Raw genomic sequence first — 26,302 nt, 5'->3', positions numbered from 1 at the left:
TCACGTCTCCGAGAGGGAGGCGATAGCGCGAGTTGTAGCTCGGCAACAAATTAACGGCTTCTAATTCACCTGGTTTTCGGCCCCACTTTCCCGCCTCGCGCCACTTCCCTGCCCGCGCGATAGACGGTGCGATCCTTTGGCACCGCCACCACCGCTTCCGGGACATGCTCGGCCTTCAGCGCAATGAAATCCGCCTTGGCGCCGACAGCGATGCCGTAGCCTTCGAGTCCCAGCGCCTTGGCGCCGGCGTGGCCGACCACGTCGTAGGCGGCCTCCAGCTCGCAATCTTCGTAGAAGCCGCAGCGGTAGCCGATCATGTTGGCGCGGTTCAGCATGTTGCCATCGCCATAGGGCCACCATGAATCGCGGATGTTGTCGGAACCGGCGAAGACGGTGACGCCCGCCTTGCGCAGCGCCGCCACCGGCGGGAATGGATGATCGCCGGGCGCGTTGGTCATGATGGCGACGCCGGCGCTGGCGATCCGCTCGCCAGCCTTGGCCAATGCATCGGCGGAGATGTCGCCCAGCCCGTAGGCGTGGCTGACGACAACCTTTCCCTGCATGCCCATTGTCGCGGTCCGGGCGGCGATCTCCTCGATCTCGAACAGGCCGAGTGTGCCGCGGTCATGCAGGTGGATGTCGATACCGGCGCCGCGTTTTTCGGCAAGGCCGAACACCACATCGAGATGGCCCTTCACGTCGCGATCGAAGCTTGCCGGGTCGAGCCCGCCGATCAGGTCACAGCCGAGCTTGAGCGCCTCGTCGAGCAACTCCGCGGTGCCTGGCGAGGACAGAATGCCGCTCTGCGGGAAGGCGACGAGCTGGATGTCGATGAGGTGGCGGTATTTCTCCCGCACCGAAAGGATCGCCTCCACATGCTTCAACCCGACCGCGGCGTCGACCATGACATGGCTGCGCATGGCGAGGCTGCCATTGCCAACGCAGAGCTCGAGCTGGTTTCTCGCCCGCTCCGCCATGGGTGCTGCCTGCTCGAGGTTGCGCATCTGGAAGGCAACCCGCTCGCGCACGTCGAAGCCGTTGGTGCAGGGAATGTGCGGGCGCCAGACATCGTCGTAGAAGGAGGTGTCGAGATGGATGTGGCCCTCGACGAAAGCCGGCAGGACGAGCTGGCCGGCGAGGTCGATAGCGCCGGACGGCGGCATCGTCGCATTGGCTGCAAGCGCGATGGCGCTGAAGCGGCCACCGGCAACGGTGAGGTCACGGAGCGAGCCGTCGGCAAGCCTGGCGTTGAGAAAATGAGTCTGATCCACGATGCAATCCGCTGACAAGGAAGGCGTCAGTCGTCGCCGGTCGAACGGACGAGGTCAATGCGGCAAGGGATAGAAAGTGTTTCGCCTTGCCTTCTCTCCTTATGGAAGAAGGCAAGTTCAACGGCTGCCATATACCGTTTTCGCGGAAGTTTCAGCGGGCGCCAAATGTGCCATGGTGAAGCCTGCGGTATGAGGCCGCCGTGGTCGACGCGGACGCCCAAGCACATCCCCAACAATGCGCCCCCAACGGCCGCGTCGACCATGACCGGAAACGCCAACGGCGACCGCGCCTTGGGTCGCCTTTTCGACCGGCCGCTTTTACTCAGCCTTGGGTGCCGGCGTATTCGGCGACCAGCGGCTCATATTCCTCGAAGGCAGGCAACGTCGCGTAGCTGTGCACGGCCGCCGTCGCCACCCAGGGCAATTTCTCAGACGTCCAGGTCTCGATGAAGGGCGCAAACCAAGTATGGTCGTCGAGCATGGTCGGGCGCAGATTGACGAACCAGTCGATCCCTTCCGGCCGCGTGAACATCCAGGTCATGCAGTAGCCGCAGAAATAATGTTTCGAGGCGCCATGCAGGCCGCCGACCACCGGTTCGCCCTTCGTCACCTCGAAACCTTCCGAGGGGATCGCCGCGCTCAGCGAATAGGCGCTGGACGACATCGACTGGCAACCCGTGCAATGGCAGGCCATGGTGAGCAGCGGCTTTGCCGAGATTTTCAGGCGCACGCGGCCGCAGCGGCAGCCTCCTTCGGCGGGAAGAGAAAGACTTGGCAAGATGGGCTCCTGAGGTTGGGGGTCTCCCTTCTCCCACAACGGGAGAAGGTGAAGGCGCGCTCAGCCTTCGATCAACTCCGCCGTCGTCGCCATCCGCACGCCCTGCCCCGCGAAAGCCTCGTTGTGGCGGGCAATGATGTCGGGCGCGTTTTCCTCCAAAGAATCCAGCGTCGAATGCGCGTCCGAAACCACGGTGACGCCAAATCCCTCGGCAAAGGCGCCCTTCACGGTGGCGGCGACGCAGAAATCAGTCTGGGCGCCGAGGAGCACGACGTCCTTCGCGCCGTGTCCCGCCACCCATTCAACGAGTTCGGGATTCGAGAAGGCGTTGCCGACGGTCTTGCCGAAGGTCGGTTCGTCGGCGGCCTGACCGAGCAGCGGCCATACCGGCCAACCGGAAGCGCCCGGCGCCAGCGGATCGCCTTCCGGTCCGTCATGGCGGATAAACGCCACCTTGCGGCCGGAACGCCGTGCCCAGTCGATCAGCCGACGGGCACGCTCGGCGATCGTGTCGGCGTCATGGATCGGCGGATCGAACCGACCGTCGAACATGCCGGTCTGCAGGTCGATGACGATCAGCGGCGCGGCGGCGGAGGGGGCTGTGTCTGGCATGGCGCGAAGATAGCGTGGGTGGGGGATGGGTCAAGGACGAGGCAGGAGCCAGCAAGCAGCAACTTGCGCAAACCATCTACAATTTTGAGTTGCATTCAGGATTAATCACAACTAAGATGATCGAGAGATCGGGGGATGACAATGGATGAACAATACACCGTATTCCTGATCGGAGGAGGCACGGGAGGTGACGAGCAGGCGGTGTTCACGCCGCACGATGCGGGGACCCGATGCAGGCTCACCTGCAGCTATCGCAATAAAGTCATCGCTGCTGAAGAAGACGACTATTTCGAAGCCCTATGCCAAATCCGCAATCAGCTCGAAGTGGAAGGACTACTACCCTTTTGTTATGGCGCGAGCGCCAATGTTTTCCCTGAAGGCACCGTGACAGAGATGAGTCGAGGATTGGTGGTCTGCAAAGTGAAAACGGGCGAGCGTCCCAAGAAGAGCGACTTAGTCAATATATTTGACGATGGCTATGACGTGATGCCCGTGTTCGTCTCGATGCAGCAGAAGTTTTGGGATTCGTGGCTCGCCTCCCTGCCCCGATCACAAGACCCGGAGATAGCGAACTCGACGGACGGTGCAACCCACTCCCTCTGGCAGTCTCTAACACTTCGCTTTGCCAAGATGTTGAAATCGCTTTTTCCACTGTCAGGGGGAAGATAAGGCGCTTGGCTCTCACGACATCAGCGGCATCGGCCCCTTCAGCGCCTCCGCCAGCGCGTCGCGGAACACCGCGATCGGACGCGCCAGCCTGCCGGCCGGCGGGCGGTGGAGCAGCCAACAGCGCACCTGCGGCTTGAAGCCTGGGCAGTCGACCACCTCGACCGCGTCGCGCCATTGGCTGCCGGACAGCGCGCCCGGCGTGACGACGCCGATGCCGTGGCCGCGCGCCACCAGCGACATTCTCAGATCCGCGCCCTGCGCCTCCACGCCGACATGGAAGGGCAGCCGCGCCGCCTCGAAGCGATGGCGGATGAAGGCGCGGAAGCCGCAGCCGGTTTCGTTGAGCACCCAGGGGTAGCGCGCAAGATCGTTGAGCTCGGCCGGCTTCGGCACGCCGAGGCTTGGCGCGGCCACCAGCAGCACCGCCTGCACGCCGAGGTCGTCGCCGACGAGCTCCGGCGGCGGCGCGACGCCCTCGGCTAGACAGACGGCGACCGCGTCGATCTCGCTGTGCAGCACCTGCTCCACCAGGCGCGGCGACAGGCTGGAGGTGATCTTCAATGTCAGTTGGGGGAAGGCCGCGCGAAGACCGTCGAGCGGCTCCGACAGCGCGCTGGTCGAGAGGTAAGGCATGATGCCGAGGCGGAACTCGCCCCTCACCTCGCCGGCCGGCGAGACGCCCGCCTTCAGATCCTCCAGCGAGCGCAGCAGCCGACGGCCATGCTCATAGGCCTCGCGACCCGATGCGGTGGGTTTGAGCGGCTTCGACTGGCGGTCGAGCAAAGGCGTCGCCAGCCGCTCCTCGAGATTCTGCACCCGGCGCGTCACGCCGGGCTGGGTGAGATTGAGCCTGGCAGAGGCGCCGACGATGGAGCCGGTTTCGACGACGGCGACGAAGGCTTCAAGGTCATGGATGTTCATGCGTATCTCGCATAATCATTATCAAATCATTTCAGTTGTAGCATTATGATCAGCGCGAATAAAGTCCTCGCGAAATATGCAGACAGCGAGGCTACCCATGAACGGAACAGATAACGCCCGGATCGCGACGGCCGAGTTCGCCGTTCCGTCGCCGCATGCCGGCGGCGGCACGATCACCCGATCCCAGACGCTGCTGTTCGCCGCTTCGGTCGGCATCATCGTCACCAATCTGTTCGCGCCCCAGACGCTGGTCGGGCTGATCGGCCCGTCGCTGGGCGCGGCGGCATCGGAAAGCGGCCTGGTGTCGATGGCAACCCTACTTGGCTATGCCGCCGGGCTGTTCTTCCTGGTGCCGTTGTCCGATCTCGTTGAGAACCGGGTGCTGGCGCTGCGCATGCTGTGCGCGGCCGCGCTGGCGGCGGCGGTCGCGTCATTCGCGCCGTCGGCCGCCTCGCTGCTTGCCGTGCTGTTCGTGCTTGGGGCGGCCTGTTCCTGCATCCAGGTGCTGGTGCCGGTCGCGGCCTCGATGGCGCCTCCGGGACAGGACGGGCGCGTTATCGGTGACGTGATGAGCGGGCTGATGATCGGCATCCTGCTCTCGCGTCCGATCGCCAGCCTCGTCGCCGACGCCTTCGGCTGGCGCGCCTTCTACGGCATCAGCGCCGCGGCACTGGCGCTGCTCGCCATCCTGCTCGGCCTCGCTTTGCCAAGGCGCAAGCCACTGGCGCATACGAGCTATGCGGGGCTCATAGCCTCGCTGGTCGGGGCTTCTAGCCCAAGAGCCGGTGCTGCGGCGTCGTGCCTTCACCGCGAGCCTGGTGATGGCGGCTTTCAGCGTGTTCTGGACGGCGGTGGCGCTACGCCTGTCCGCCTCGCCTTTCGACCTTGGCCAGAAAGGCATTGCGCTGTTCGCATTTGTCGGCGCCGGCGGCGCGGCTGTGACGCCGATCTTCGGCCGCGCCGGCGACCGCGGCTTTACGCGCACCGCCACGATCCTCTGCCATCTCGTGCTGATTGCGGCGCTCGGCCTCGCCGCATGGGCCGGGGCGGCCAAAGCCGGGGCATGGCTGCCGCTCATCCTGATGGGTGTCAGCGCCGTGCTGCTCGATTTCGGCGTCACCGGCGACCAGACGCTGGGCCGCCGTGCGGTTAATCTCCTGCAGCCCAAGGCGCGCCGCATCAACGGGCTGTTCGTCGGCATCTTCTTCATCGGCGGCGCGATCGGCTCGCTGCTTGCCGGCATCGCCTGGACCTGGGGCGGCTGGAACGCGGTGTGCGCGGTTGGAGCGCTGTTCGGGGTGGTGGCGCTGGTGGTGGATTGGACCGAGTAGCTCGATCTTCTCCTCTCCGCTTGTGAAGGAGGAAGCTATCCAATCCCACCCGTCACCCTATACGCCCCGCTGACGCGCCCATCCGGCGACCTCACAATGGCCGTGACGATGGAGCCATAGGCGCCGCGCCAGACGCTGTGGAAGCCTTGATGGGTCGTGGCCGGTACGATCACGCGACCGGTGAATCGGTTAGCGCTGCCTTGCATGGAAACCGGCTCGCCGTTGACGTGGACTTTCACCACCGCCGCGTCGCCGGTCTCCAGCGCGATCGCGATCTCATCGGTGTCGCCGGCGCGGGTCGTCTCAGCCGTGAGCGCCAGCGTGAGCGGGGCATCGCCAACACGACTTGCCGCGCCCCTGGCCTCGAACACATCATCGGCCAGCGGCGGGGTGCGCGGCGGTGCGGTGCGGCGCTTCGTGGCGCGCTCGTAGTCGCCGGCGATCCTCAACAACGCCACGTCGTCATAAGCCTTGCCGGCGAAGGTGAGGCCGACCGGCATGCCGATATCGGCCATAGTGCCCATCGGCACTGTCACGGTCGGGATGCCGAGATGCCGCCAGACCAGATTGCCGTTGGCGACCCAGGTGCCGTTTCGCCAGGCAAGCCGTGCGGAAGCCTCGTCGACGTCGGCATCGGCCGGGCCGACATCGGCGACCGCCGGCAGCACCACGGCGTCGAGCCGGTTGGCATCGAGCCAGTCTTCGAAGTCGGCGCGGCGCGTTGTTTCCAGGCCCTTCAGGCCCGCCTCGATGGTGGGAATGTCCACGAGCGGCGCCACGCCCCGCTTCGCCCGCTCGACATACTGCGCCAGATCGAAATCGGCATCGCCATAGCGATCGCGCAACGTGCCCGGCGGCTGCGGGAAGATCTTTGCGCCGTCGACCGCAGCGAGATCGGGGATGGCCGGATCGGCATTGGCGCGCAGGAAATCGTCCCAGGACCAGATGGACAGGTCCCAGATCTCGCGTTCGGCGAATTCCGGCGGCACAAGGCCGCGGTCGACCATCGACAGCGCGCCCGGCCGGTCGCGTTCGTAGTTGGAGACGACAGGGAAATCGACCTCGCCCACCTCGGCGCCTAGTGATTCAAGGTCGCGCGCCGCCTGCCGCCAGAGCTCAAGTACCGAGGCGCGCGTCTCGATCGGGCGCTCCGCGCCGTCATCCTTGCCGATATACATTTTCGGCACGCCGAGCCGCTTGCCCTTGAGCGCACCCTGCACGGCAAGCGTGGTGTAGCTCGCCGGCCGCAGCGCCGAGGCTTTCGGGATTTGCACCCAGGGCTGCACGCGCCAGAAATCGCCGCGCGTCTCGGCATCGTCGGCGACGATGACGTCGAGCAGCTCCAGCATGTCGGGAATGGTGCGCGTATGCGGCACCACCACATCCATGGTCGGCACCAAAGGCCAGTTGCCGCGCACCGAGATCACGCCGCGCGAAGGCGTGTAGGCGACCAGCGCGTTGTTGGAGGCAGGCGCGCGCCCGGACGACCACGTTTCTTCGCCGAGCCCGAAGGCGGCGAAACTGGCTGCGGTCGCGGTGCCCGAGCCGTTGGACGAGCCGGAGGCGAAGGCGGCGGTGAGGAAATCCTTGTTATACGGACTTTCGGCGCGACCATAGACGCCGCGCTGCATGCCGCCATTGGCCATCGGCGGCATGTTGGTGAGGCCAACCAGCACCGCGCCGCCCGCGCGTAGCCGGGCGATGGTGAAGGCGTCTTCCGTAGCGACGAGATGCTCGAAGGCCGGCGAGCCGGCGGCAACCGTCAGGCCCGTCGCCTTGTAGCTATCCTTGGCGGTGTAGGGGATGCCGTCGAGCGATCCGAGCGTCTTGCCCTCGCGCCGGCGCCGGTCGGACGCTTCGGCCTCCTCGAACATCTTCGGGTTGAGGATGGGCACGGCGTTGAGCGCGATGCCGTGGCGGTCGTAATGGGCGATGCGCCGCAGATACGCAGCGACAAGCTCGACGCTGGTGACTGTGCCATCTTCCAGCGCGCGGCGCAGATCGGCGATCGAGGCTTCGACGAGGTGGAGCATGATGGGGATCGAATTCCCTTACAGAAGCTGCGTTCCGTCACACCCCCCTCTGCCCTGCCGGGCATCTCCCCCGCAAGGGGGGAGATTGGATGTCGCGACGGCTTCGCCAATCGGCGACGCTGCAGAGAGGGTGCCGTCGCAGGAACTGCCAATCTTCCTCCTTGCGGGGAGATGCCCGGCAGGCCAGGGGGCTGTCCAGCCGGCCTGTTAGGTAATCCAAGGGCGCTATTCATTTTTCCGGACGAATGCCCGCCTCTCGCCCTCGTGCTCTACGCTCAACCCACCAATCATTCTGCCAATCCTCATAGCCGAGAAGCGAGCCCTCCATCCGTTCGAGGACTTCGTTCCAGCCGGTCTTGGCGGAGACTTTCGATGCCAGCAGATATGCGTCTATTCGCCATTCTTCGCCGGGGAGTACGAAAGGCGCGCCGCCATCTTTCGAACTTTGGGAAGCGGGCGCGCTCGGCCTCGGTGAAGGGCGTGTCGATTATGCGGCGCACCAACCGACCCGAACGGACGAACGGGTCGAAGCGGGCCAGCATTTCCGTCAACCACTCCACCGGATAGGCGTCTTGGAACACCGCCAGAGGCTTGCGACCTTCAAGCATCAGCGGCAGCTCGAAATTCGTGTGAACGAGATACGGTGTCTCGCGGATTGGATGCCAGGGCTCGATGCGATTGAGCCTCGGATCAAGCTCGCGAGGTGGGATGCATATCGCGCCCAGCCTTTGAATATCTCCCGGGTCCAATTCCCATGAGCCTGATAGCTGTGTGTTGCCGCAACCCAGAACCGCGCTAAGCTTTTTCAGGTCCAAGACGCGGATTCGAGCCTCAGCGATAGCCGAACCGGTCGCAGGATCGATCTGCTGCAGGACAAAATAGGTGGATTCGGCAGTGTTGCTCATGCGGCGACGATGGCTGCTCGGACAGTCCTTGTACAGGTCTCCTTCTAACAGGCGCCGTTCGTGGCGCCCCATCTGCTCTGCCGGGCATTTTTCCCCACTTGGGCGAGATCGGCTGTCGAGGCCGCTTTTCGCCCACCTCCAACGTCACACTCACTCCGGCGCCCCGGCAAACAGCACCGTGCCATCCCCGCCCGCCGCCGGCCAGTCGCGGATGGCGCGGTCGATGCCGCCGGTCAATAGCGTGCCGTCGGCGGCGAAGGCGACCGCGTACATGGGACCAGTGCCGGGGTCGAATTCGGCGATCTCGGCGCCCGTGTCCACGTTCCAGATCCGCGCGGTTCCGTCGAGCGAGACGGAGCCGAGGCGCTTGCCGTCGGCCGACAAGGCTAGCGCATAGACCGTGTCGGAATGCCCCTCGAAGCGGCGGACCTCCTTGAAGGTGTCGAGGTCCCAAAGCTTTATCGTGTAATCGCCGCTGCCGGTCACCGCGTGGTGGCCATCGGCCAGGAAGACCGCGCCATAGGCGCCTCGCTCGTGGCCGAGCCAGCTGCGCAGTTGCTTGCCCGCAACGATGTCCCAGAGTTTCAGCTCACCGTCGATGCTGCCGGTGAGCGCCCTGGTGCCGTCGGGCGAGATGGCGACGGAACTCACCGACCAGTCGTGGCCCGGCAGCACATGCAAGACCGCTTCCTTCCCCAGGTCCCAAACGACGACGGAACCGGTGTCGTGACCGCTAACGGCGAGCTTGCCGTCCAGGCTTATCTTCAGTTGCCTGACGCCGCCGTTCGCCCCTGAGGAGAAGACGTGCAGCACCGTGCCGTCGGATAGCTGGCGCAGCACGATTTCGCCGTCGTCGCCGGCGGTGAGCACGGTCTTGCCATCGGGCATGAAAAGCGCGCTGCGCGCCATGTCCTTGTGCTCACCAAGGTCGCGGATCAGCCGCTTGCCCTCGATATCCCAGAGCTTGATCATGCGGTCGGTGCTGGCGCTCATGATCTGGTGGCCGTCGGCCGACACCGCCAGCCAGACGACGGCGTCGCGGTGGCCTTCCAGCGCGGTCGGCTGGGCCGGAGGCGCCGGTGGAGGCGGCGCCACCGTCTGCGGCGGCGTTGCGGGAGCGAGCGCCGTCTGCTGGGTTGGCTGGACCGGCTCTGCCGGCTGGGCAGGCCGCGGCGGCGCGGACTCGGCCGGTGGAGCGGCTGTCGGCGCCGGCTGAACGGGAGCCGCAACCGGCTCGGGCAACGGGGGGCTTTGCAGCCTCTTGCTGTGCGGGTGCGGGCGCGGCTTGCTCGACGCTCGCCTCAGGCGTGTTTGGCTTTGCGCTCGCCTCCGGCTCGGGCCTCGGTTTGGGCGATCGAGGCGCCGGATCTGCCGGCGCGGTGGCGACTTCCTTCGCCGGTTCGGCGCCCGGCGCCCGCCAACCGAACTGGTCGGCGACGATGACGATCAGGGCCAACAGCGGCAAAGCGAGCGCTGCGCGGCGCAGCCGCGGATGGCCGGCCGGCGCGATCCCGGCGTCGCGGCCGAACAAAGGAGCGGGCGGATGCTCGGCGGCCGGCAGCAGCCCGGCGAGGAAAAGCAGCCCGGCAAGGACCGACAGCACGCCGGCCGCGCCGAAGACTTCCAGGCGCGCCGTCGCCGGCGGCCTGCCGCCCAGCGCCGCATAGAGCTTGGCGAAACAGGCAATGCCGACGATCAGCATCGCCAGCGCCAGCAGCCTTTCGGTCGATCTCTTCATCGGTCTCCCCCCATCGCCACTCCGCCGCCTTGCAACCGGCAGCAGGCCGGCCCCGGCATCCTAGCCGAGCTTGCGGCCAAGGCTAAGTGCAAGACGTCACACAGCTTCGCCGGGCGATATCCTTCGCATCCGGTTCCGGCCGGCGCGGTCGCCCCACTATTGGGCGGCGGCTCCATCAGTAGAACGCTATCCCCAGGAACAGAACAGCCCGCTGGAGCCGGTGATTGACAGAAATTGCCTATGTGAGATTATCCGCCGGGGATTTCCAGGAGAGCAATCTTATGAAGAAGACTTACGAGAAGCCGGTTTTGATCCGCAAGGGTAAGCTTTCAGCGGTTGTGGCGGGTTCGCTGCCTTCGCCGGTTTGATGAAATCATCGGTGCTTTTGCCGGCACTGATTAACGGGGGAAATTTGGGATGAAAAAGATTTACGAGAAGCCGATTCTCGTCCGCAAGGGCAAGCTTTCGACGGTGGTGGCAAGTCCGTCGCTCGCCATCACCAATGGCGCTACCTGACGATATAATTTCAGTGCAGTAGCAGGAATACGCAAAGGGGAAGCGCTTGCTCGGGCGTTTGCTTGACGGCAGACGTGCGTATGAGATCATGCGGCGGAATTTTCGGGAGAGCGTGGATGAAGAAGACCTATGTGAGGCCGACGCTGGTCAAGAAGGATAGGCTTTCGGCAATCACCGCTAACGGTGCAGCTTCCGTCGTATTCTGAGCCAAAGACGCGTTGCAGACCTTCACGCGGCGCGGGTTAGTCTTGCTTGAGAACTCGCAAGAATTGCAGTGCTTTGGCCGGCATATGTCAAAGCGCCACGATCAGATCGTCGAGCACGGCCTGCCAGTGGTGTCTGGTGGAGATGCGGACACGCGTCACCGCCGGCAGCATGGGCGCGTATTGAACCGGTGCTAGTGCCGACAGCGCGATCTCATCGCTGGCGATCAGCTCCTCCCCCAACCAGCTTTCGACAAGCACGGTCTCGCCTTCCGAGGCCAGCCAGGCCGCGGTCAGCATCACCGAGTGGAAGCCGAAGGGCGCATCGCGGCCGAACTCGGCCGGATGGCCGCTGCTGGTATAGGCGATGTAAGCACCCGAGACATTGCCGTTTACATAGCCCTCACTGTTGGCGGTGTGGTCGCGCGCCATCGCGTTGAGATTGCGCCAGTCGAGCCCGGCATGGCCCGACGGCACTTTGCACAGGCCGCGCGGGGTTATGTCGTCGAAGCCGATGGCCTTGAGCGCAGCGTCGGGCGCGAGCGCGCCGCGCGCCAACAGGCCGAGATCGACTGGGTAAGCCGACAGCTTGAGCCTTCGGTCGAGCCCCGAACCGGCAATAACGATTTCATCGGCATCGGCGCCGAGCGGGAAGCGGAAGGCCGCGTCGGCGGGCAGCGCCCGGCTCTCAAGCAACTGACCCTTGGCCATGACCGACAGCGTGACGACCGTCGCGGCCGGCGTCCTGCCGTTCAATGTCCGCCCCGGCGCGAGCCCGACCGGCTTCGGCAAGGCCTCGCCGGCGAGGCCGACCATGGATCCTGGGGCGTTCGCGATACGCACCGCCTGGTCCTGGTTGGCGCTGCTGGCGCGCCAGCCGGACGGCACCGAGACGGAAAAGCGGTAGCTGCCGGGCCGTTGGATCGCCGCGCTGCGGCGCTTCGACGACATCGGGAAATTGGCGAAACCGGCGGCGTTGCTGCGCGCCGAAGCCAGGAAAATGCCGCGCTCGTCATAGAGCCGCACCACGATGCCCGCCATCGGCCGGTCGGCTTGACCATAGGCGCCGTCGCCGTCGACATCCATGTAGACGAAGGACGAGAAGTTGAGCTTGCCGGATGTCGGCGCCCAGTGGGCGCGCGGCGCGTAGTCGCCCGCCGGATCGGGATTGCCGCGCGCCCTGCGGCGCTTGCGGCGCCGGCGCAGCGCGATCGCAATGAGAGCGATGGCGCCGGCAAGGACAAGGGCTGAGATAAGCGCGACGAGGCCGGTGTCAACCATGGCGGAGAGGCGATGGCTGGAGATCGCCGTTCAAGACCGCGTGCATGAAATTGTCCCCCCATCCAAGTTTGCAGCAGATTAGCGTTGGGCATCGATGCCGCAAGTCATTGCGATGGACGAGTCAGGATTGAGATGCTGGCGGGACAGCGCCAGCTTTCCCTTCTCACCTTGCGGGTGAAGGTCAGGTTGCCAACTCCACCCAGACCGGCGCGTGGTCGCTTGGATTGTCCCCTCCCCGCACTTCGCGGTCGATGCCCGCCCCTTTCAGTTTTCGAGCGAGCTTCTTCGATAACAAGATGTGGTCGAGCCTCAGGCCGGCGTCGCGCGGCCAGCGGTTCCGGCGATAGTCCCAGAAAGTGTAGAGCTTCTCCTCCTTGGGAAAAACCTTTCGCAACGCGTCTGTCCAGCCCTGCGCGATCAGCGCGGCGAAGGCGGCGCGACTTTCGGGTTGCACCAGCGCGTTATCGTCATAGGAGCGTGTCTGGTAGATGTCGCGCGGCTCGGGCACGATGTTGAAGTCGCCGGCGAGCGCCACCGGCAGGCCGGTGTCGAGGAGCTCACCCGCATGCGCGGCAAAGCGGTCGTGCCAGGCGAGCTTGTAGTCGAATTTCGGCCCCGGTCGAGGATTGCCGTTCGGCGCATAGAGGCAGGCGATGACGACGCCGTCGACCGCCGCCTCGATGTAGCGGGCTTGGCGGTCGGCATCGGCGCCGGGCAGTGCATCGCGCGTCAGCACCGGCTCGGCACCGCGCGCGAGGATCGCGACGCCATTCCAGGTCGGCTCGCCCTTCCACACAGCGCCATAGCCGGCGTTGGCGAGCTTCGTCAGCGGGAACTGGGTGTCGCGAGATTTCAGCTCCTGCAGGCAGACGACGTCGGGTTTTGCGCGCGCCAGCCAGGCGAGCAGGCTTTCCAGCCGGCCGTTGATGTTGTTGATGTTGAAGGTGGCGAGTTTCATTTGCGGGTGCCGCCGCTTCGCGCTTCGTCATCCTCGGGCTTGACCCGAGGATCCATGCCGTGACCGTCGCCGCTGAACGCGGCGGGGCAGAATTCTAAACCGTTGCAACGCCTTAGCGTTACGGCATGGATCCTAGGGTCTGCGCGCGTCGCTTCGCTCCTTGCTTCGCCCTAGGATGACGACCGAGATGGACGTTCTGTCCACGCCCTCACCGTCTCCGCCACGGTCTTCAGATGGTCGCCCGTCGAAAAGCCCGAGATCGCCTTGCGTGGTTTCAAATCATGGTCGCCGTCCTCCAGCCAGATCACCTCGATGGCAGGAGAAAGGCCGTAGGTCGCGACTTCCTCCTTGGTGCCAAACTCGTCGCGCGTGCCCTGGAAGATCAGCGTCGGCGTCTTCAAGTTGATCAGATGCTTCGTCCGCAATTGCTCCGGCTTGCCCGGCGGATGGAACGGATAGCCGAGGCAGACGAGCCCGACGATCTCGCCCTTGGCGAACATCTCGTCGGCGACCATGGAGGCGACGCGCCCGCCCATCGATTTGCCGCCGATGATCAGTCTGCCGGTCACGCCCTTGGCGCGCAGATCGGCGATCGCCTTCACATATTCCGGGTTCACCGTCTCGGCGCGCGGCGGCGGCTTGCGATGGCCATAGCGGCGAGCGGCCATATAGTGGAACTCGAAGCGTGCGACCTGAAAGCCGGCGGCGGCGAGCGCCTTGGCGGTGGCGGCCATCGAGGCGGAATCCATCGGCGCGCCGGCGCCGTGGGCGAGCAGGATGGTGACGGGAGCGGTGTCGAAGCCGTCGAAGAGGAAGTGGGTCATGGGAGCGCCAATCTCTCCTTCTCCCCTTGTGGGAGAAGGTGGCCGAGCGAAGCTCGGAAGGATGAGGGGTGCTCCAGCTTGGCGGATACGCCCTTCAATACTCCTACTTGCGACAAGGTCACCAACGTCTCATTCCTTCCAGCACCCCTCATCCGTCTCGGCGCTGGCGCGCCGATCCACCTTCTCCCACAAGGGGAGAAGGAAAAGGCGCTCACCCCGCCGTGCGCGCCATATGCAGGTCCACGAACTGGATTCCCTTCTGCGCAGTCCGCGCCCATTCGGACTCGGCATCCAATTCCAGATAGCGGACCCACAACCGGCGGGCCTCCATCAGATTACCCGCATCGAATTCCAGCCGAGCCAGGTTGAACACCGGATCGGCATAGCTCTTGTCGAGCGCAACAGCCTTCTGGAGGTGCCTTCGCGCCGATGCCACCCTGCCCTCGTCGCTCATCAGGCCGGCGAGGTTGAACCAGGCCTCGACGAAACCGGGGTCGAGCTTTATCGCGCGGGCATAATCATGCGCGGCTTCGGTAACCCGGCCGGCGCCGCGCAGGCAATTGGCGCGGTTGAAGGCGGCAATCGCATCCTTGGGATCGATCGCCAGGCAACGCTGGTAGAGCGCGGCCGCATCGTCGTGGCGCCCCTCCTCTTCTGCCATCTCGGCCTCGGCGAACAATTCCTCCAGCGTGTCATCCTCGGGTGAACCGAGGTCGAACAAAAGCTGGCCGTCGAGCTCGCTCCTGCCTTCGTCGAGATAGATCGCATCCGGGCGGCCATGCTGCGAGCCTAGATTGAGCGACTTGGCGGTAAGCGAGGCGACCGGGCCGGAGCGATGCACGGAGCGCGCGATCGCGCCCCAGGTGGCGCCGCTGGCGATCAGCCCGGCATATTTGCGCGCGAGGATCAGGTCGCGGAAGGAATAGGGTTCGCCGTCATGCTCGAAGGCATCGAACAGCGACAGCATGTCGAGATCATCACCCGCCAGCCGCGATTGGTCGATCAGCGACTGCCTGGAGAGCGACGAGGCGCCGGGCGCCTTCATCAGCCCAAGCAGGCGCAGGAAACCGCTCTCGCTGATCAGCGCACGGCCTGCTTCGCGCTCCACCTTCACGCGGCGCTCGATCTCGGCATCGCCGGATTTCGCCGCCTTGGCAAGTAACGTGCAACCGAACACGACGTGAGTGGTGCGGCGCGTGACGCCGCGCCTCAGCTCCGCATGGCGGCGCTCGACCTCGCGCGCGGCGAGACGCAACGGAAAGGCGGCCAGCGCGCCGATGACGCCGAAGACGGCGCCTGGAACGATCACTGGCCCGGCATTTCCCGTCACTTCTTGCTCTTGCCGACAGCCTTCAACAGGTTCGCCTTCAGCGGGTTCTCAGGCGCACCGCCCGCGGCCGCCTTCTTGGACGGCTTCGCCGGCGCTTCCTCGGCCTTGCTCTTCGACTTGGCCGGGGGTTTCGCCTGCTGCGACAGGCTCGCCTTCAGCGCATCCATCAGGTTGATGACGTTACCGCGCTCGGGCGCGGCCGCGATGATCGGCTTGTGGCCCTTCAGCTTCTCGCGAATCATCGCCATCAGCGCCACCTCATAGCGATCCTCATAGTTCTTCGGATCGAAGTGGGTTTCCTTCTGCTTTATCAACGCCTGGGCCAGCTCGAGCATTTCCGGATCCGGCTTGCCGGCCGGAATGTTGCCGAAATATTCAGCTGTGCCGCGCACTTCGTTGGGATTTCTCAAGGTGCAGACGAACATGCCGTTCTCGCGCGGGCCGATCGTCACCACGCGCTCGCGGCTGGAGAGCACCAGGCGGGCGATCGCCAGCTTGCCGGACTTGCGCATCGCTTCCCTCAGCACCGCGAAGGTTTCCTCCGCCATGGCGCCGTCGGGCGCGAGATAATAGGGCGCGTCCTGGTAGATGACGTCGACCTCGTCCTCGTCGACGAAGGCCTCGATGTTCATCGTGTGGTTGGATTCGATCCGGACCGCATCGAGGTCGGCATCATCGATGATGATGTACTGCTTGTCCTCATATTCGTAGCCGCGCACCAGGTCCGAGCGCTCGACAAGGCCAAGCTCGGGATCGACCGGTTTCATATTGATGCGGTTGTGCGTCTTCTTGTGCAGCTGATTGAACGAAATGCGCTCGCTCGCGCTGGTGGCCGGGTAAAGCCGGACCGGACAGCTGACGAGGCTGAGCTTGAGGTAACCTTTCCAACTTGCCCTGGGCGCCATGATGAACTCCTACGCGGCCATGCACTGACACTATGTTGGAGCATGGTCTTGTCCAAAACCGGTTCCGGCCTTTTTAGGACCATGCTCTTTGCAGCGCTTCGTCCGTAGGACGATCAGCGCCGTGGAAATCCTACACCGACCCCTGATGATAGTGCCGAATTCCTAGCGAAACGTTCTGGGGACGGTTGGCGCGGAGAATAATTCAAATTGTAGAAAGCGTCGATGCCCTGACGCCGTTCCTCGCCCCCGCGGAGGCGGGGGAGAGGTGGCTCGGCGAAGCCGAGACGGAGAGGGGGAATGGCGCGGAGCTGAATATCTTTTGGCGCCTCGATCACATACGTTGGCGCTGCCCCCTCTCCGGCCGCTACGCGGCCACCTCTCCCCCACTTTGTGGGGGCGAGGAACTAGCGCTCAACCACCGGCAAATCCCGCGCCGCCTCGTCGATCTCCGCCCAGGGATCGCCGGATGTCTCCAACAGCCCCGGCAGCGAGGCGTAATTCAGGTCCTCCGGCGCGTCGATCGTCTCCAGGTCGGTCCAGCTCACCGGCGTCGAGGCCGGCAGATTGGTGCGGGCGCGCAGCGAATAGGGGGCGGCTGAAGTGTGGCCGCGCGCGTTGCGGTGGAAGTCGATGAAGATGCGCTTCTTGCGGTTTTCCTTGCCCATCGTGGTGGTGAAGGTGTCGGGCGCGCTTGCCGCCAGCAAAGTCGAAATCGCGCTCGAGACCTGGTGCAGTTTCTTCCAGTTCTGCTTTCGGGTCACCGGGACGGTGATGTGGATGCCCTTGCCGCCGGAGGTTTTGGCGAACGGCACCAGTCCCAGGCTCTCCAGCCCGCCCTTTATGTGGACCGCGGCTTCAACCACCTCGCGCCAGGAAATCCCTTCGCCCGGGTCGAGATCGAAGACGATCTGGTCGGGCTTGTCGAGTTTTGACCGGTGCGTGCCCCAGGTATGGAATTCCACCACGCCGAATTGCGCCAGCGCCAGATAGCCCTTGGCGTCCTCGACCGAGAGATATGTTTTTGTCTCGCCTTCCGAATTGATCGACTCGAACACAGCAACCGAAGGCGGCATGCCGGTGAAGGCGTGGCGCTGGAAGAAGCAGTCCTGCGGCTTGCCGGTCGGGCAGCGCACCAGTGACACCGGTCGGCCGATGATATGCGGCAGCATGAAATCGCCGACCAGCGCGTAATACACCGCGATGTCGAGTTTTGTTGGCCCGGTCCTACCGAATAGCCGCCGCTCCGGATTGGTGACCCAGATGGTGGCGAGGTCGGATTCGGCGATCAGCCGTTTTCGCTTGACCGGCACCGGCGTGGTCAGCCCGCCGATATCGCGCAACCCGCGGAAGACGCCGTGCCGGATCGCATTATCGGCGGTGCGGTTCGAATAGCGGACGCGTGCCGACAGCAGCGGCTTCACCCAATGCATCTCGCGCATGATCTCGCGCGGTACGCCTTCGGGCGGGGTCGCGCCGGCGGTCAGCCGCTCCAGACGGGCGAGCAGGTCCGTCGCCATGTCTGCGTCGAAACCGGTGCCGACCTTGCCGCGATAGTGCAGTTCACCATTTTCGAACTCAGCCATGCCGAGCGCCGCCAGCCCTTCCGCCTGGTCGGAAACGGTATAGCCGGCGATGACGAAATCGTCCGTCTTCTGTGCCTTGGCCTTGGTCCAGTTCTTGGTGCGGCCGCTCTGGTAGATTGCATCGGCGCGCTTGGAGACGACACCTTCCAGCCCAAGGTCCGAAGCCTGATCGTACAGGCCCTGGCCGTCGCCCTCGACATGGTCGCTGTACTGGATGGCGGAATTGGCGGGCTGACCGGCGAGCAGCTCGGCGAGCAGGGCTTTGCGCTTCTGCAGCGGCACCTTGCGCAGATCCCAGCCGTCGAGATGGAGCAGGTCGAAGGCGTAGAAATGCAATTTGGAGCCGGCGCCCTCGGCCAGCGCGTCCTGCAGCAGCGCGAAGCGCGAGATGCCCTTGTCGTCGAGCACCATGATCTCGCCGTCGATGATCGCTTGGGCGATCGGCAGCCGCGAAAAGGCCTGCGGCAGATCGCCATAGCGTTTCGTCCAGTCGATGCCGCCGCGGGTGATCAACCGCACCTCGCCGCCCACGACATGCGCCATGGTGCGGTAGCCGTCGAACTTTATCTCATGCAACCAGAGCTCGCCCGTGTCCTCGGCAACGCTCGTGCCGCCCGGCGGCTTCGGCACCTGGCTGGCGAGTTGCGGCTCGATGCGGGCGGGTGGCTCAGCCCTAATTGCGCCGGGCAGCACGCCCGGTTTGAGCGAGCCGGCTTTCGGCGGCAGGCGCTCGCGCTTCCTCGGCGGCGCCGCCAGTTCCTCGATGCGGCGGCCGGTCTTCACGCTTTCCGGGCGCGCCTCGAGAATGTCGAGCTTTGTATCGGAGGCGAGGTCGCGCTCTTTGAAGAGCAGCCAGTTCTTCTTGTTCTCATCCTCGCCCGGCTTCGGCTTCAGCCGGGTCAGCATCCAGCCGCCATTGAGTTTTTGCCCGGCCAGCCGGAACTTGAACGCGCCGGTCCTGAGGCTTTTCTCGACATCCTCCATCGGCGCCCAGGTACCGGTGTCCCAAACGATCATCGGCCCGCCGCCATATTCGCCTTCGGGGATGACGCCCTCGAAGTCGATATATTCGATCGGATGGTCTTCGGTCTCGACGGCAAGCCGTTTGTCGGCCGGGTTGAGCGACGGCCCACGCGGCACGGCCCAGCTCTTCAGCACTCCGCCGATTTCGAGGCGGAGATCATAGTGGTCGGCGGTGGCGTGGTGCTTGTGGACGACGAAGCGGTTGGAGGCCTCGGCGGGAAGGCTGCCGGCGGGTTCCGGGGTACGAGAGAATTCGCGCTTGGCGCGGTAGGGTTTGAGATTGGCCGGCATGAGTCAGACGCCGAGGCGCAGAGCGGAGAGTGGCAACCGCCTCGTTCCTTCGCGCCCCCCTCTGTCCTGCCGGACATCTCCCCCTCTAGGGGGGAGATTAGCAGACCGCGCGTTCGCGCTCTCCTTACACCGTCGGCGATTGGCGAAAGCCGGCGTGAAAGCCAATCTCCCCCCTAGAGGGGGAGATGTCCGGCAGGACAGAGGGGGGTGCTGTCCCGCCAGCATCTCGGATTTTCCTACATCGATGCGGAGCAAGGGAGCGGGATCAATCGTCAACAGCCGGCGTCAGCTCCAGCTCCGCCGGCGTCAGCCCTTGCCTCAGTTGCGAAAGCCGGAACTCGTCGACCCAGTAGGCCTCGCCGTCGACCAGCACGCGGGCGCTGTAGGAGCCGCCGGAAAAGCGCTGCGCGGTGACATAGACCTTGTGGCGCTCAAGCGCGGTCTTCACCGCGGCGCGGCGGGACTTTTCTCTGGCGACGGGACTGGCCATGGCCTCACTCGAGCACGCTGCCGCTCCGATAGCGGCTGCCCATAAGGATGGCGGAGAGCGGGATGTGAGTCAATTTGCCGGGTGAAGGCGGCCCATTCACCGCCCCGCACGCAGCCGCCGCCAGCGCTGCATCGCCTCCTGCGCGACCTTGAACAGGCGCGGGTTGGCGCGCACGAAAGCCACGCCCCAGCCACGGTATTTGATGGCCTCGCTCGCCGCCATGCCCTTCGGCGTGATGCCGTAGCAAAGTTCGGACAGAACCGACTTCACTGCGCCCATGTGTTCCTTGTAGCTCTGATTGCCGACCGACAGGTCGAAATAGTCGAACCCCTGCCCGCGCCCCCATCTGATCAGCTCGCCCATGATGCAAAGTCCCGGCGAGACATTGGGAACCGCGCCCTGGTCGATCGCGACCAGCAGCGCGTGCAGGGTGCCCAGATGGACCGCCAGATATTGGACCGCGACCATGACGTCGCCGGCGCGCAGGCCGAAGATCCGCACCGAACCGTCAGTCAGGCCGCGATGCGCGGCCTTGCGGTAGAAATCGACGACCGGCGGCTGCGCCAGGAGATCGAAGCGGCCGAGCTCGCGAAAACGGCTGAGCCGCATCTCGACCAGCTTGTCGAAGGTGGAATCCACCAGGGCTGACGTGTCGGCCTCGACCAGGGCCAGGCCGCCATTGCGATCGAGCCGGCGCAGGTCCTTGTTGAGCGCCTTGACGAAGGACGGGCGACAGATGCGCTTGACGACGGTTTCGGCATCGCCATGGATGGCGATGCCGTAGTGGGAATGTATGGAATCGCGCGCCGGAGAAAGCAGCGCCAGGGGATTGGCGATGCCGCCGATCTGTTTCGGGATACCGACGATGTGGATGCGGTCGGCCGGCGGCAGCACGGCAAGCACCGCCGCCCATGCGGCCTCGGCTGATTGCCTGGTCCAGGGCGTCGCGTCGGCGAGCAACGGCGCGGAATAATCGCACACCCCGCAGCTCAGCCACTCGATCACCCAATGCTGGAATGCGCGGCGCCGCATCAACGGCACCAGCATCCTCGGCTCGCCCGTGGCGGCGTCCCTCACCTCGACGATGGCGAGATCGGCTTTTGGCGGCACAAGCCCTTCGACGATCCCTTCGGCCCAGGCAAAATGCTGGTGGCCGGTGCACACGCCCTCTGTCTCGAGACGCCGCCAGAGCGGTTTGACCGCTTCGAGGCTGGTGTGCAGCTGCGCCACATAAGCGCCGCCGGTGGCGTGCACTGCAGCCTCGTCACCGGCCAAGCCGGTCGTCATCGCGGCCATCGGCATTGCCTGGCTTGCCACATCATTCTCCTATCGTCTCTGCACTGCCAGCGTGGCCGCGCGGCGCCAGGCGCCGAACACGCTGGGGCGCTGCTCGTTCGGGTGCTTGGAATTCCACATACGGTGAGCAGCGAAATACCATGAGGCCACTAGCACGAAGATCTCGGAGACCGCGGCTCCGGCCAGCGACCATGTCGACGGGGCGACGGCCAACAGAATCCCAATCGCCGCCAGCCCGATAATCGCGCCGGCCATGGTGATGAAGGCGACGATGCGGAAATCGCCAAGGATCTCGAGGACCACGCGCGGCATGATATAGGCCATGATCGGCACGAAGTTGGCGATGGCGAAAAGCCCGATCAACCCGACCGAGGCATGCTGCAGCGCCTGGGATTTAATCATCGGCAGGATGAACAGGATGCCGCAACCATAGGCCAGGCTGCCGAGCCCCATGACGAGCGCCCAGATCTTGGCCTGCGTCCACACGCGGTCGAAGTCCTTGTTGCGCACCAGCTTTGCGAGTTCCGGCTGGGTCATGTTGGAGAAGGCAAGGCTGGAGATGCGCAGCGGCGCAAACAGCACCAGCACCGCCGCCAGCGGCGCATAGGCCGCGGGTCCGGCGATGCCGGCGACCAGCAGGGCCAGGCATTGCCCCTGGATGTTGGTGGTTGTGGCGCTGAACCCCGACCAGCGAAGCTGCGGCCAGAGCTTTGCATAGCGCCGCAAGGTCGGCGCGCGAAAGGAGATACGCAGCCTGCGGCGCGCCAGTCTCACCAGCACGGCGATGCCGACCACATTGGCCACGGCAAGCGCATAGAAGGTGACCTGAAGCGCGTCCGCAAAGAACCAGATCGCCGCTCCTGCGAGCACTATGCCCGCGATCGTGAACGCGGCGTCGCTGATGGAGACGACGAGCTGCATGCGGCGCGCGAAGAAGGCGGTGCGCATATGGCTGCGCAGCGACCAAGCCCCGACGAAGCAGGCGGCGCCGATGCCGCTCGGGTCGCCCAGGAGGCGCATCAGCAGCCCGGTGCCCAATCCCATCAGCAGCGCCACCACAAGCGCCGCCGATCCGAAGGTCACGTCGTAGGCGTCGACGCCGGCGCTGTTGGCGCTTTTGCTCATCCATATGGTGGCGGGAACGGCGGTGAGCGAGCGGATATAGGACAAGCCGACGCCGCCCATCACCATGGCCAGCGCGAAGAGCCCATAACCTTCGGCCGACAAAAGATGCAGCAGCGCGATGTTCAGGGCGAAATGGAAACCGCTCTGCATCGCCTCGCCGCCGATCATCAACATGAGGCGCCGCACCAGATGGGCCGGGAAGGTGAACTTCACGGGCTCGTCTCCGCCTCGCGGGCAATGTGCGCCCGCCCCTGTCGCGACGTTGCCGCCTTCAGCTTGTCGGCCACGATCGCCACGATCGCGGCGGCGGCGATATGTTCGCTGAACACCGCGTCGTAGCGTGCCCGGCCGGCGGCGGCGAAGCCGCGCCAGAGGTCCGGCCGCAGGATGATCTCCGTGAGCTTGCCGGCAAGGGCGGCGGCATTGCCGGGCGGCACATGCCAGCCGGTCTCGCCGTCGGCCACCACTTCCACCAGTCCGCCGATCGCCGAGACCAGCGGCGGCCGTCCCCAGCCCATCGCCTCGATGGCCACGCGGCCGAGCGATTCCGGGCGACGCGACGGCACCGCGACGATGTCGGCCCAGCGATAATGGTTAGTTGGGTCGGAGACGAAAGGCAGCACCTCGACATGCCCTGTCAGGCCCATGCGCCCAACCAACTCGGCCAACGCCTGCTCGCGCTCGACGCTTTCGAAGGCGCCACCGACGAGGCGGACCTCGACACGGTCGCGCAACTCGGCGGGGAGCGAGGCGACGGCTTCGAGCAGCACCTCCTGCCCCTTTATGCGGTTGACGCGGCCAAGCAGCAGGACCTTGAGCGGCCGGTTGCCGTCATAAGTCATCGGCAGTGCCGCGACGGGACCGGCAACGCCGTTATAGACGACATGCGTGCGCCGCCCCTTGGCATCGAGGGCCGGCGGATCGCCGAAGGTGGCGCGCGTTGCGCGCGAGTTGAAGATGAGATCCGCCTTGCTCCAGCGCATCAGCGCGACAAGCACCTTGCGCAGGATGCCCTCGGGAATCTCATGGATGTGCAGCAGCGCCTTGCGCGGCAGGAGACGCGCGGCCAGCGCATAGTCGGCGATGATCGAGGTGTTGATATAGGTCAGGTCGCTGCCCCGCATGCGCCGCCAGGCGCGCCAGAGCGCCGTCGGCAACCGCGCCATCTCGACGGTGGCGAGCCTGAGCATCGCCTGGCGCCTGAGTACCCAGAGCGGCTCGAACACGATGCGGCTGGCATGCGGCCTGAGGATATCGACAATCGGTCCCTCGCGCGGCAGCACGACCTCGATCTCGGCGGCCGGAAAAGCGGCGCGCAGCGCAGCCACGCTCTCCGCGAAGCTGCGGTCCGAACCATAGAGCTCGTAGCCCTGATGAACGCAGGCTATGCGCATTGCTATCTTTCCACCTTGCACCCCGAGTCCGCTCAGCACCGGACCTTTCAAGCGCGGAAGGAACTTCATGCCAAATCCGCACGCCGCTCTACCCGGCGATGGCCACTGCAGGCCGGGAGCAAGGATCATGCCGGGTCTCGAATGTCCGGCCGCGACCCAGGAACCTCAGCCGTGCCCCATATCGATACAGATACGTCGCGAAAGTTGACCGATGATGAAGCAAGCCATGTAGCTTGAAGAGAAATTTTACACCTTCATGTGAATATTCGCCCTGGGGGTACCCTGGCACGGAAGTTGCTGGGCGTGTCATTGCCGTAACAACAACTATGACCGGACCCTGGGGATTCCTTTATTTTGAAACCGGAACGACCTTCCACCCTGATCGAAAAGCCTTCGATCCTGATCCTGGGGACGCGCGGCATTCCGGCTTCTCACGGCGGCTTCGAGACTTTCGCTGAGCGCCTGGCGCTTTTCCTGGCCGGACGCGGCTGGAAGGTCGGCGTCTACTGCCAGAAGGAGGTCGAGCGCGTCGGGCAAAGGGTGACGAGCGAGACCTGGCGCGGCATCGAGCTCATCACCATCCAGGTCGCCTCCAAGGGTCCCCGCGCGACACTGGAATTCGATTGGCAATGTGTGCTCGACGCCGCCAGGCGGCCGGGCGTGTGCCTGGTGCTCGGCTACAATGGCGCGGTGTTCCTGACCTGGCTCAGGCTCATGCGGCGCAAGATCTTCACCAATATGGACGGCATCGAGTGGCGGCGGCCGAAATGGGGGCCGGCGGCGCGCAGTTGGTTCTGGCTCAACGAATGGATCGGCGCCTGGCTCTCGCATCGGCTCATCGCCGACCACCCGGCGATCGCCGACCATCTGGCAACAAGGCGGCCGCGCGACGCCATCGCCACGATCGCCTATGGCGCGGACCCGGTGACCTCAGCGCCGGAAGAACCCGTTCGCGCGCTCGGGCTCGAACCCGGTAAATACCTGATCTCGATCGCGCGGATCGAACCCGACAACAACATCCTGCCGATCATCGAAGCCTTCCGCAGCCGCGATCGCGGCGACATGAAGCTGGTGGTGCTCGGCACGCTCAACGACGACATTCCCTACCACCGCGCCGTGCGCGCGGCGGCAGGCAGCACGGTGATCATGCCCGGCGCGATCTACGATCAGGCGACAGTGAAGGCGCTGCGCTACCACGCGCGCGCCTATATGCACGGCCACACAGTGGGCGGCACCAATCCCTCGCTGGTCGAGGCGCTTGCCGCCGGCAACATGGTGATCGCGCATGACAACCGCTACAATCGCTGGGTCGCCGGCGAGGCGGCGATCTACTTCAGCGATGCCGACAGCCTGAGCCAGCGGATCGACGAGGCGCTGGCCGACGACGCGCTGGTGGCGCGCTGCAGCAAGGCGGCGCGAACGCGGGCCCGCGAGGCTTTCCGCTGGGAAGACGTGCTCATTGCCTACGAGAAGGAAGCGCTGCGGCAACTCGGCGTCACCACCGCCGCGCCGGCGAAAGCCGACCGCGCCAAGCACGCATGACCGGCTGGTCGCGCCGCCGGTTCCTCGGCGCGACGCTGGTCGCGGCAATAGCGCCGCTGGCGAGCGCGCTTCCGCCACTGTCATCTCCAGCGCGTGCCGCCGGGGCATGGCCTTTCAGGCGCGGCGTCAATACCTGGCCCTGGTTTGCGCTGACGCGCGAATTTCCTGCACCCCGCACCGACTATGACTGGCCGCCTTTCCAGTCGCAGCGGCCGGTGCCGACGCCAGCCGACCTTGCCCGGCTGCGTGCCAGCGGGCTCGACTTCATCCGCCTGCCTGTCGATCCGGGGCCGTTCCTGGCCGCCGACGCGGGCCAGCGCGCCGACCTCATGGCGATGCTGAGCGCGGCGGTCGAGGCAGCGCTCAGCGCCGATCTCGGCGTCATCGTCAATATACAAGCCAACGGCGCCACGCATTACTGGAATCCCGACCGCATGTATTCCAGCATCGGCGCGCCGGAATTCGCGCGCTACCAGGTCTTTGTCGGCGAAGTGGCCGGCATGCTGGCGGACATGGCGCCCGGCAGGATAGCGCTGGAGCCGGTCAACGAGCCGCCGCAGGACTGCTCCTCCGGACTGTGGCCCAAGGTGCAGGTGGCTCTGCTGAGCGCGGCTCGGGACTCGGCGCGCAACCTGCCGCTGCTCGCCACCGGCGGCTGCGGCTCGATGGTGCGGGGCCTCGCCGCGCTCGATCCGGCACCGCTGGCGGCCTTCGAGCCGATCCTGTTCACCTTCCACTTCTACGAGCCCTACCTGTTCAGCCATCAAGGCGCGCCGTGGATGCGCGAGCCGGTCTACCGGGCGCTGAACAATGTGCCGTGGCCAGCCTCCGCCGGGACGCTGGAAAGAACGCTGGCCTCTGTCAGGACAAGGATGGCGCAGGATTCCGAGAGGTCCGACGAAGCCAAGAAGGCCGCCTATGCCGAGACAGAGAAGGTGCTAAAGGTCTATTTCGATGCGCAGCCCGACCGCCGCTTCATCGACCGCTACCTCAAGCAGGTGAGTGACTGGGCGCAGACCCATGGCGTCGCGCGCGAGCGCATCATCATGGGCGAGTTCGGCGCGTTGCGAACCGATGCACGATACACAGCCGCGCCCAACCCGGACCGCGCCCGCTACATCGGCGATGTCCGGCAGAGCGCCGAGGCATTCGGCTTTGCCTGGGCGTTCTGGGACCTGTTCGACGGCATGGGCATGATGGACGACACCACGCGCGCGCTCGATCCCGCGATGGTCGAGGCGCTCGGGCTGAGGATGCCGCGCGCTTGACTTGCTGAATCACCA

Annotated in this window: 26 protein-coding genes and 1 pseudogene; 8 read left to right on the top strand and 19 right to left on the bottom strand. The window is 65.3% G+C overall.

Going from position 1 to position 26,302, the window contains the following annotated elements; translation table 11 throughout:
• Nucleotides 1-65 precede the first annotated feature (65 nt).
• The 3 genes from FJ423_RS07990 to FJ423_RS07980 form a co-directional block, all read right to left on the bottom strand.
• Entirely contained in the window at nucleotides 66-1,271 is a 1,206-nt protein-coding gene (locus FJ423_RS07990; protein ID WP_181174744.1) for an amidohydrolase family protein, read from the bottom strand.
• 322 nt (nucleotides 1,272-1,593) lie between these two features.
• On the bottom strand, nucleotides 1,594-2,049 hold the full coding sequence (locus FJ423_RS07985) for a GFA family protein (RefSeq protein ID WP_140840625.1): 456 nt from the start codon (nucleotides 2,047-2,049) through the stop codon (nucleotides 1,594-1,596).
• A 60-nt stretch (nucleotides 2,050-2,109) separates the two neighbouring features.
• Nucleotides 2,110-2,661: an isochorismatase family protein gene (locus FJ423_RS07980; protein WP_140840623.1), complete on the bottom strand. Its 552-nt coding sequence runs from the start codon at nucleotides 2,659-2,661 to the stop codon at nucleotides 2,110-2,112.
• Nucleotides 2,662-2,802: 141 nt separating this feature from the next.
• Here FJ423_RS07980 and FJ423_RS07975 point away from each other — a divergent pair, with 141 nt between their 5' ends.
• The gene (locus tag FJ423_RS07975) at nucleotides 2,803-3,330 is read left to right on the top strand and encodes a hypothetical protein (RefSeq protein ID WP_224544605.1); all 528 of its coding nucleotides are present in this window, start codon (nucleotides 2,803-2,805) and stop codon (nucleotides 3,328-3,330) included.
• Nucleotides 3,331-3,342: 12 nt separating this feature from the next.
• Here FJ423_RS07975 and FJ423_RS07970 read toward each other — a convergent pair whose 3' ends face one another.
• Entirely contained in the window at nucleotides 3,343-4,251 is a 909-nt protein-coding gene (locus FJ423_RS07970) for a LysR family transcriptional regulator (protein WP_140840621.1), read from the bottom strand.
• Between the two features lie 21 nt (nucleotides 4,252-4,272).
• Entirely contained in the window at nucleotides 4,273-4,470 is a 198-nt protein-coding gene (locus FJ423_RS34085) for a hypothetical protein (protein WP_246680120.1), read from the bottom strand.
• Here FJ423_RS34085 and FJ423_RS34770 point away from each other — a divergent pair.
• Nucleotides 4,424-4,924: pseudogene (locus tag FJ423_RS34770) on the top strand (MFS transporter); the annotation flags it as partial. The gene FJ423_RS34085 and the pseudogene FJ423_RS34770 overlap by 47 nt on opposite strands.
• 148 nt (nucleotides 4,925-5,072) lie before the next feature.
• Nucleotides 5,073-5,582, top strand: a complete 510-nt coding sequence (locus tag FJ423_RS34765; protein WP_348642886.1) for a hypothetical protein — start codon at nucleotides 5,073-5,075, stop codon at nucleotides 5,580-5,582.
• Nucleotides 5,583-5,617: 35 nt separating this feature from the next.
• Here the strand turns inward: FJ423_RS34765 and FJ423_RS07960 are convergent, their stop codons facing one another.
• From FJ423_RS07960 to FJ423_RS34075, 4 genes are all read right to left on the bottom strand, one after another.
• Nucleotides 5,618-7,615: an amidase gene (locus tag FJ423_RS07960; protein ID WP_140840619.1), complete on the bottom strand. Its 1,998-nt coding sequence runs from the start codon at nucleotides 7,613-7,615 to the stop codon at nucleotides 5,618-5,620.
• 302 nt (nucleotides 7,616-7,917) lie between these two features.
• Nucleotides 7,918-8,520: a hypothetical protein gene (locus tag FJ423_RS07955; protein WP_140840617.1), complete on the bottom strand. Its 603-nt coding sequence runs from the start codon at nucleotides 8,518-8,520 to the stop codon at nucleotides 7,918-7,920.
• A gap of 150 nt (nucleotides 8,521-8,670) precedes the next feature.
• The gene (locus FJ423_RS34080) at nucleotides 8,671-9,537 is read right to left on the bottom strand and encodes a WD40 repeat domain-containing protein (RefSeq protein ID WP_246680116.1); all 867 of its coding nucleotides are present in this window, start codon (nucleotides 9,535-9,537) and stop codon (nucleotides 8,671-8,673) included.
• Nucleotides 9,440-10,258 carry a hypothetical protein gene (locus FJ423_RS34075; RefSeq protein WP_246680106.1) on the bottom strand — a complete coding sequence of 273 codons (819 nt, stop codon included), beginning with the start codon at nucleotides 10,256-10,258 and terminating at the stop codon, nucleotides 9,440-9,442. The genes FJ423_RS34080 and FJ423_RS34075 overlap by 98 nt, the downstream gene beginning before the upstream one ends.
• A 224-nt stretch (nucleotides 10,259-10,482) precedes the next feature.
• Between FJ423_RS34075 and FJ423_RS34070 the strand changes: the two genes are divergently transcribed.
• The 3 genes from FJ423_RS34070 to FJ423_RS07935 all read left to right on the top strand — a co-directional run bounded on the left by FJ423_RS34070 (nucleotide 10,483) and on the right by FJ423_RS07935 (nucleotide 10,980).
• Entirely contained in the window at nucleotides 10,483-10,626 is a 144-nt protein-coding gene (locus tag FJ423_RS34070) for a hypothetical protein (RefSeq protein WP_224710046.1), read from the top strand.
• A gap of 49 nt (nucleotides 10,627-10,675) precedes the next feature.
• The gene (locus tag FJ423_RS07940) at nucleotides 10,676-10,774 is read left to right on the top strand and encodes a putative RiPP precursor (RefSeq protein WP_140840615.1); all 99 of its coding nucleotides are present in this window, start codon (nucleotides 10,676-10,678) and stop codon (nucleotides 10,772-10,774) included.
• 116 nt (nucleotides 10,775-10,890) lie between these two features.
• Nucleotides 10,891-10,980 carry a putative RiPP precursor gene (locus tag FJ423_RS07935; protein ID WP_140840613.1) on the top strand — a complete coding sequence of 30 codons (90 nt, stop codon included), beginning with the start codon at nucleotides 10,891-10,893 and terminating at the stop codon, nucleotides 10,978-10,980.
• 87 nt (nucleotides 10,981-11,067) lie between these two features.
• On the opposite strand, the gene FJ423_RS07930 is transcribed toward FJ423_RS07935, so the two are convergent.
• The 10 genes from FJ423_RS07930 to FJ423_RS07880 all read right to left on the bottom strand — a co-directional run bounded on the left by FJ423_RS07930 (nucleotide 11,068) and on the right by FJ423_RS07880 (nucleotide 23,477).
• A complete protein-coding gene (locus FJ423_RS07930; RefSeq protein ID WP_140840611.1) occupies nucleotides 11,068-12,258 on the bottom strand; it encodes a hypothetical protein in 1,191 nt (396 codons plus the stop codon).
• Between the two features lie 181 nt (nucleotides 12,259-12,439).
• Nucleotides 12,440-13,216, bottom strand: coding sequence for an exodeoxyribonuclease III (locus FJ423_RS07925; protein ID WP_140840609.1), 777 nt, complete (start codon nucleotides 13,214-13,216; stop codon nucleotides 12,440-12,442).
• Between the two features lie 170 nt (nucleotides 13,217-13,386).
• Nucleotides 13,387-14,040, bottom strand: coding sequence for an alpha/beta fold hydrolase (locus tag FJ423_RS07920; RefSeq protein ID WP_140840607.1), 654 nt, complete (start codon nucleotides 14,038-14,040; stop codon nucleotides 13,387-13,389).
• A gap of 211 nt (nucleotides 14,041-14,251) precedes the next feature.
• Complete coding sequence (locus tag FJ423_RS07915) at nucleotides 14,252-15,370, bottom strand: tetratricopeptide repeat protein (RefSeq protein WP_246680105.1); 1,119 nt, start codon at nucleotides 15,368-15,370, stop codon at nucleotides 14,252-14,254.
• A complete protein-coding gene (locus tag FJ423_RS07910; protein ID WP_095768347.1) occupies nucleotides 15,367-16,275 on the bottom strand; it encodes a Ku protein in 909 nt (302 codons plus the stop codon). Before FJ423_RS07910 ends, FJ423_RS07915 begins: the two co-directional genes overlap by 4 nt.
• A 404-nt stretch (nucleotides 16,276-16,679) precedes the next feature.
• The gene (gene ligD, locus FJ423_RS07905; RefSeq protein WP_140840605.1) at nucleotides 16,680-19,172 is read right to left on the bottom strand and encodes a DNA ligase D; all 2,493 of its coding nucleotides are present in this window, start codon (nucleotides 19,170-19,172) and stop codon (nucleotides 16,680-16,682) included.
• Between the two features lie 265 nt (nucleotides 19,173-19,437).
• A complete protein-coding gene (locus FJ423_RS07895; RefSeq protein ID WP_140840603.1) occupies nucleotides 19,438-19,662 on the bottom strand; it encodes a hypothetical protein in 225 nt (74 codons plus the stop codon).
• Nucleotides 19,663-19,758: 96 nt separating this feature from the next.
• The gene (locus tag FJ423_RS07890) at nucleotides 19,759-20,979 is read right to left on the bottom strand and encodes a GNAT family N-acetyltransferase (RefSeq protein ID WP_140840601.1); all 1,221 of its coding nucleotides are present in this window, start codon (nucleotides 20,977-20,979) and stop codon (nucleotides 19,759-19,761) included.
• A 9-nt stretch (nucleotides 20,980-20,988) separates the two neighbouring features.
• Nucleotides 20,989-22,296 carry a hypothetical protein gene (locus FJ423_RS07885; RefSeq protein WP_140840599.1) on the bottom strand — a complete coding sequence of 436 codons (1,308 nt, stop codon included), beginning with the start codon at nucleotides 22,294-22,296 and terminating at the stop codon, nucleotides 20,989-20,991.
• On the bottom strand, nucleotides 22,293-23,477 hold the full coding sequence (locus FJ423_RS07880) for a glycosyltransferase family 4 protein (protein WP_140840597.1): 1,185 nt from the start codon (nucleotides 23,475-23,477) through the stop codon (nucleotides 22,293-22,295). The genes FJ423_RS07885 and FJ423_RS07880 overlap by 4 nt, the downstream gene beginning before the upstream one ends.
• Before the next feature lie 354 nt (nucleotides 23,478-23,831).
• On the opposite strand from FJ423_RS07880, the gene FJ423_RS07875 reads away from it, so the two are divergent.
• On the top strand, nucleotides 23,832-25,019 hold the full coding sequence (locus tag FJ423_RS07875; protein ID WP_246680104.1) for a DUF1972 domain-containing protein: 1,188 nt from the start codon (nucleotides 23,832-23,834) through the stop codon (nucleotides 25,017-25,019).
• The gene (locus tag FJ423_RS07870) at nucleotides 25,016-26,287 is read left to right on the top strand and encodes a cellulase family glycosylhydrolase (RefSeq protein ID WP_140840593.1); all 1,272 of its coding nucleotides are present in this window, start codon (nucleotides 25,016-25,018) and stop codon (nucleotides 26,285-26,287) included. Before FJ423_RS07875 ends, FJ423_RS07870 begins: the two co-directional genes overlap by 4 nt.
• Nucleotides 26,288-26,302 lie beyond the last annotated feature (15 nt).

It is taken from the genome of Mesorhizobium sp. B2-8-9 (genome assembly GCF_006439475.1).
Lineage (GTDB): Bacteria > Pseudomonadota > Alphaproteobacteria > Rhizobiales > Rhizobiaceae > Mesorhizobium.
The sequence above is the reverse complement of the archived record's forward strand: the minus strand, read 5'-3'. Positions and strand labels throughout refer to the sequence as shown.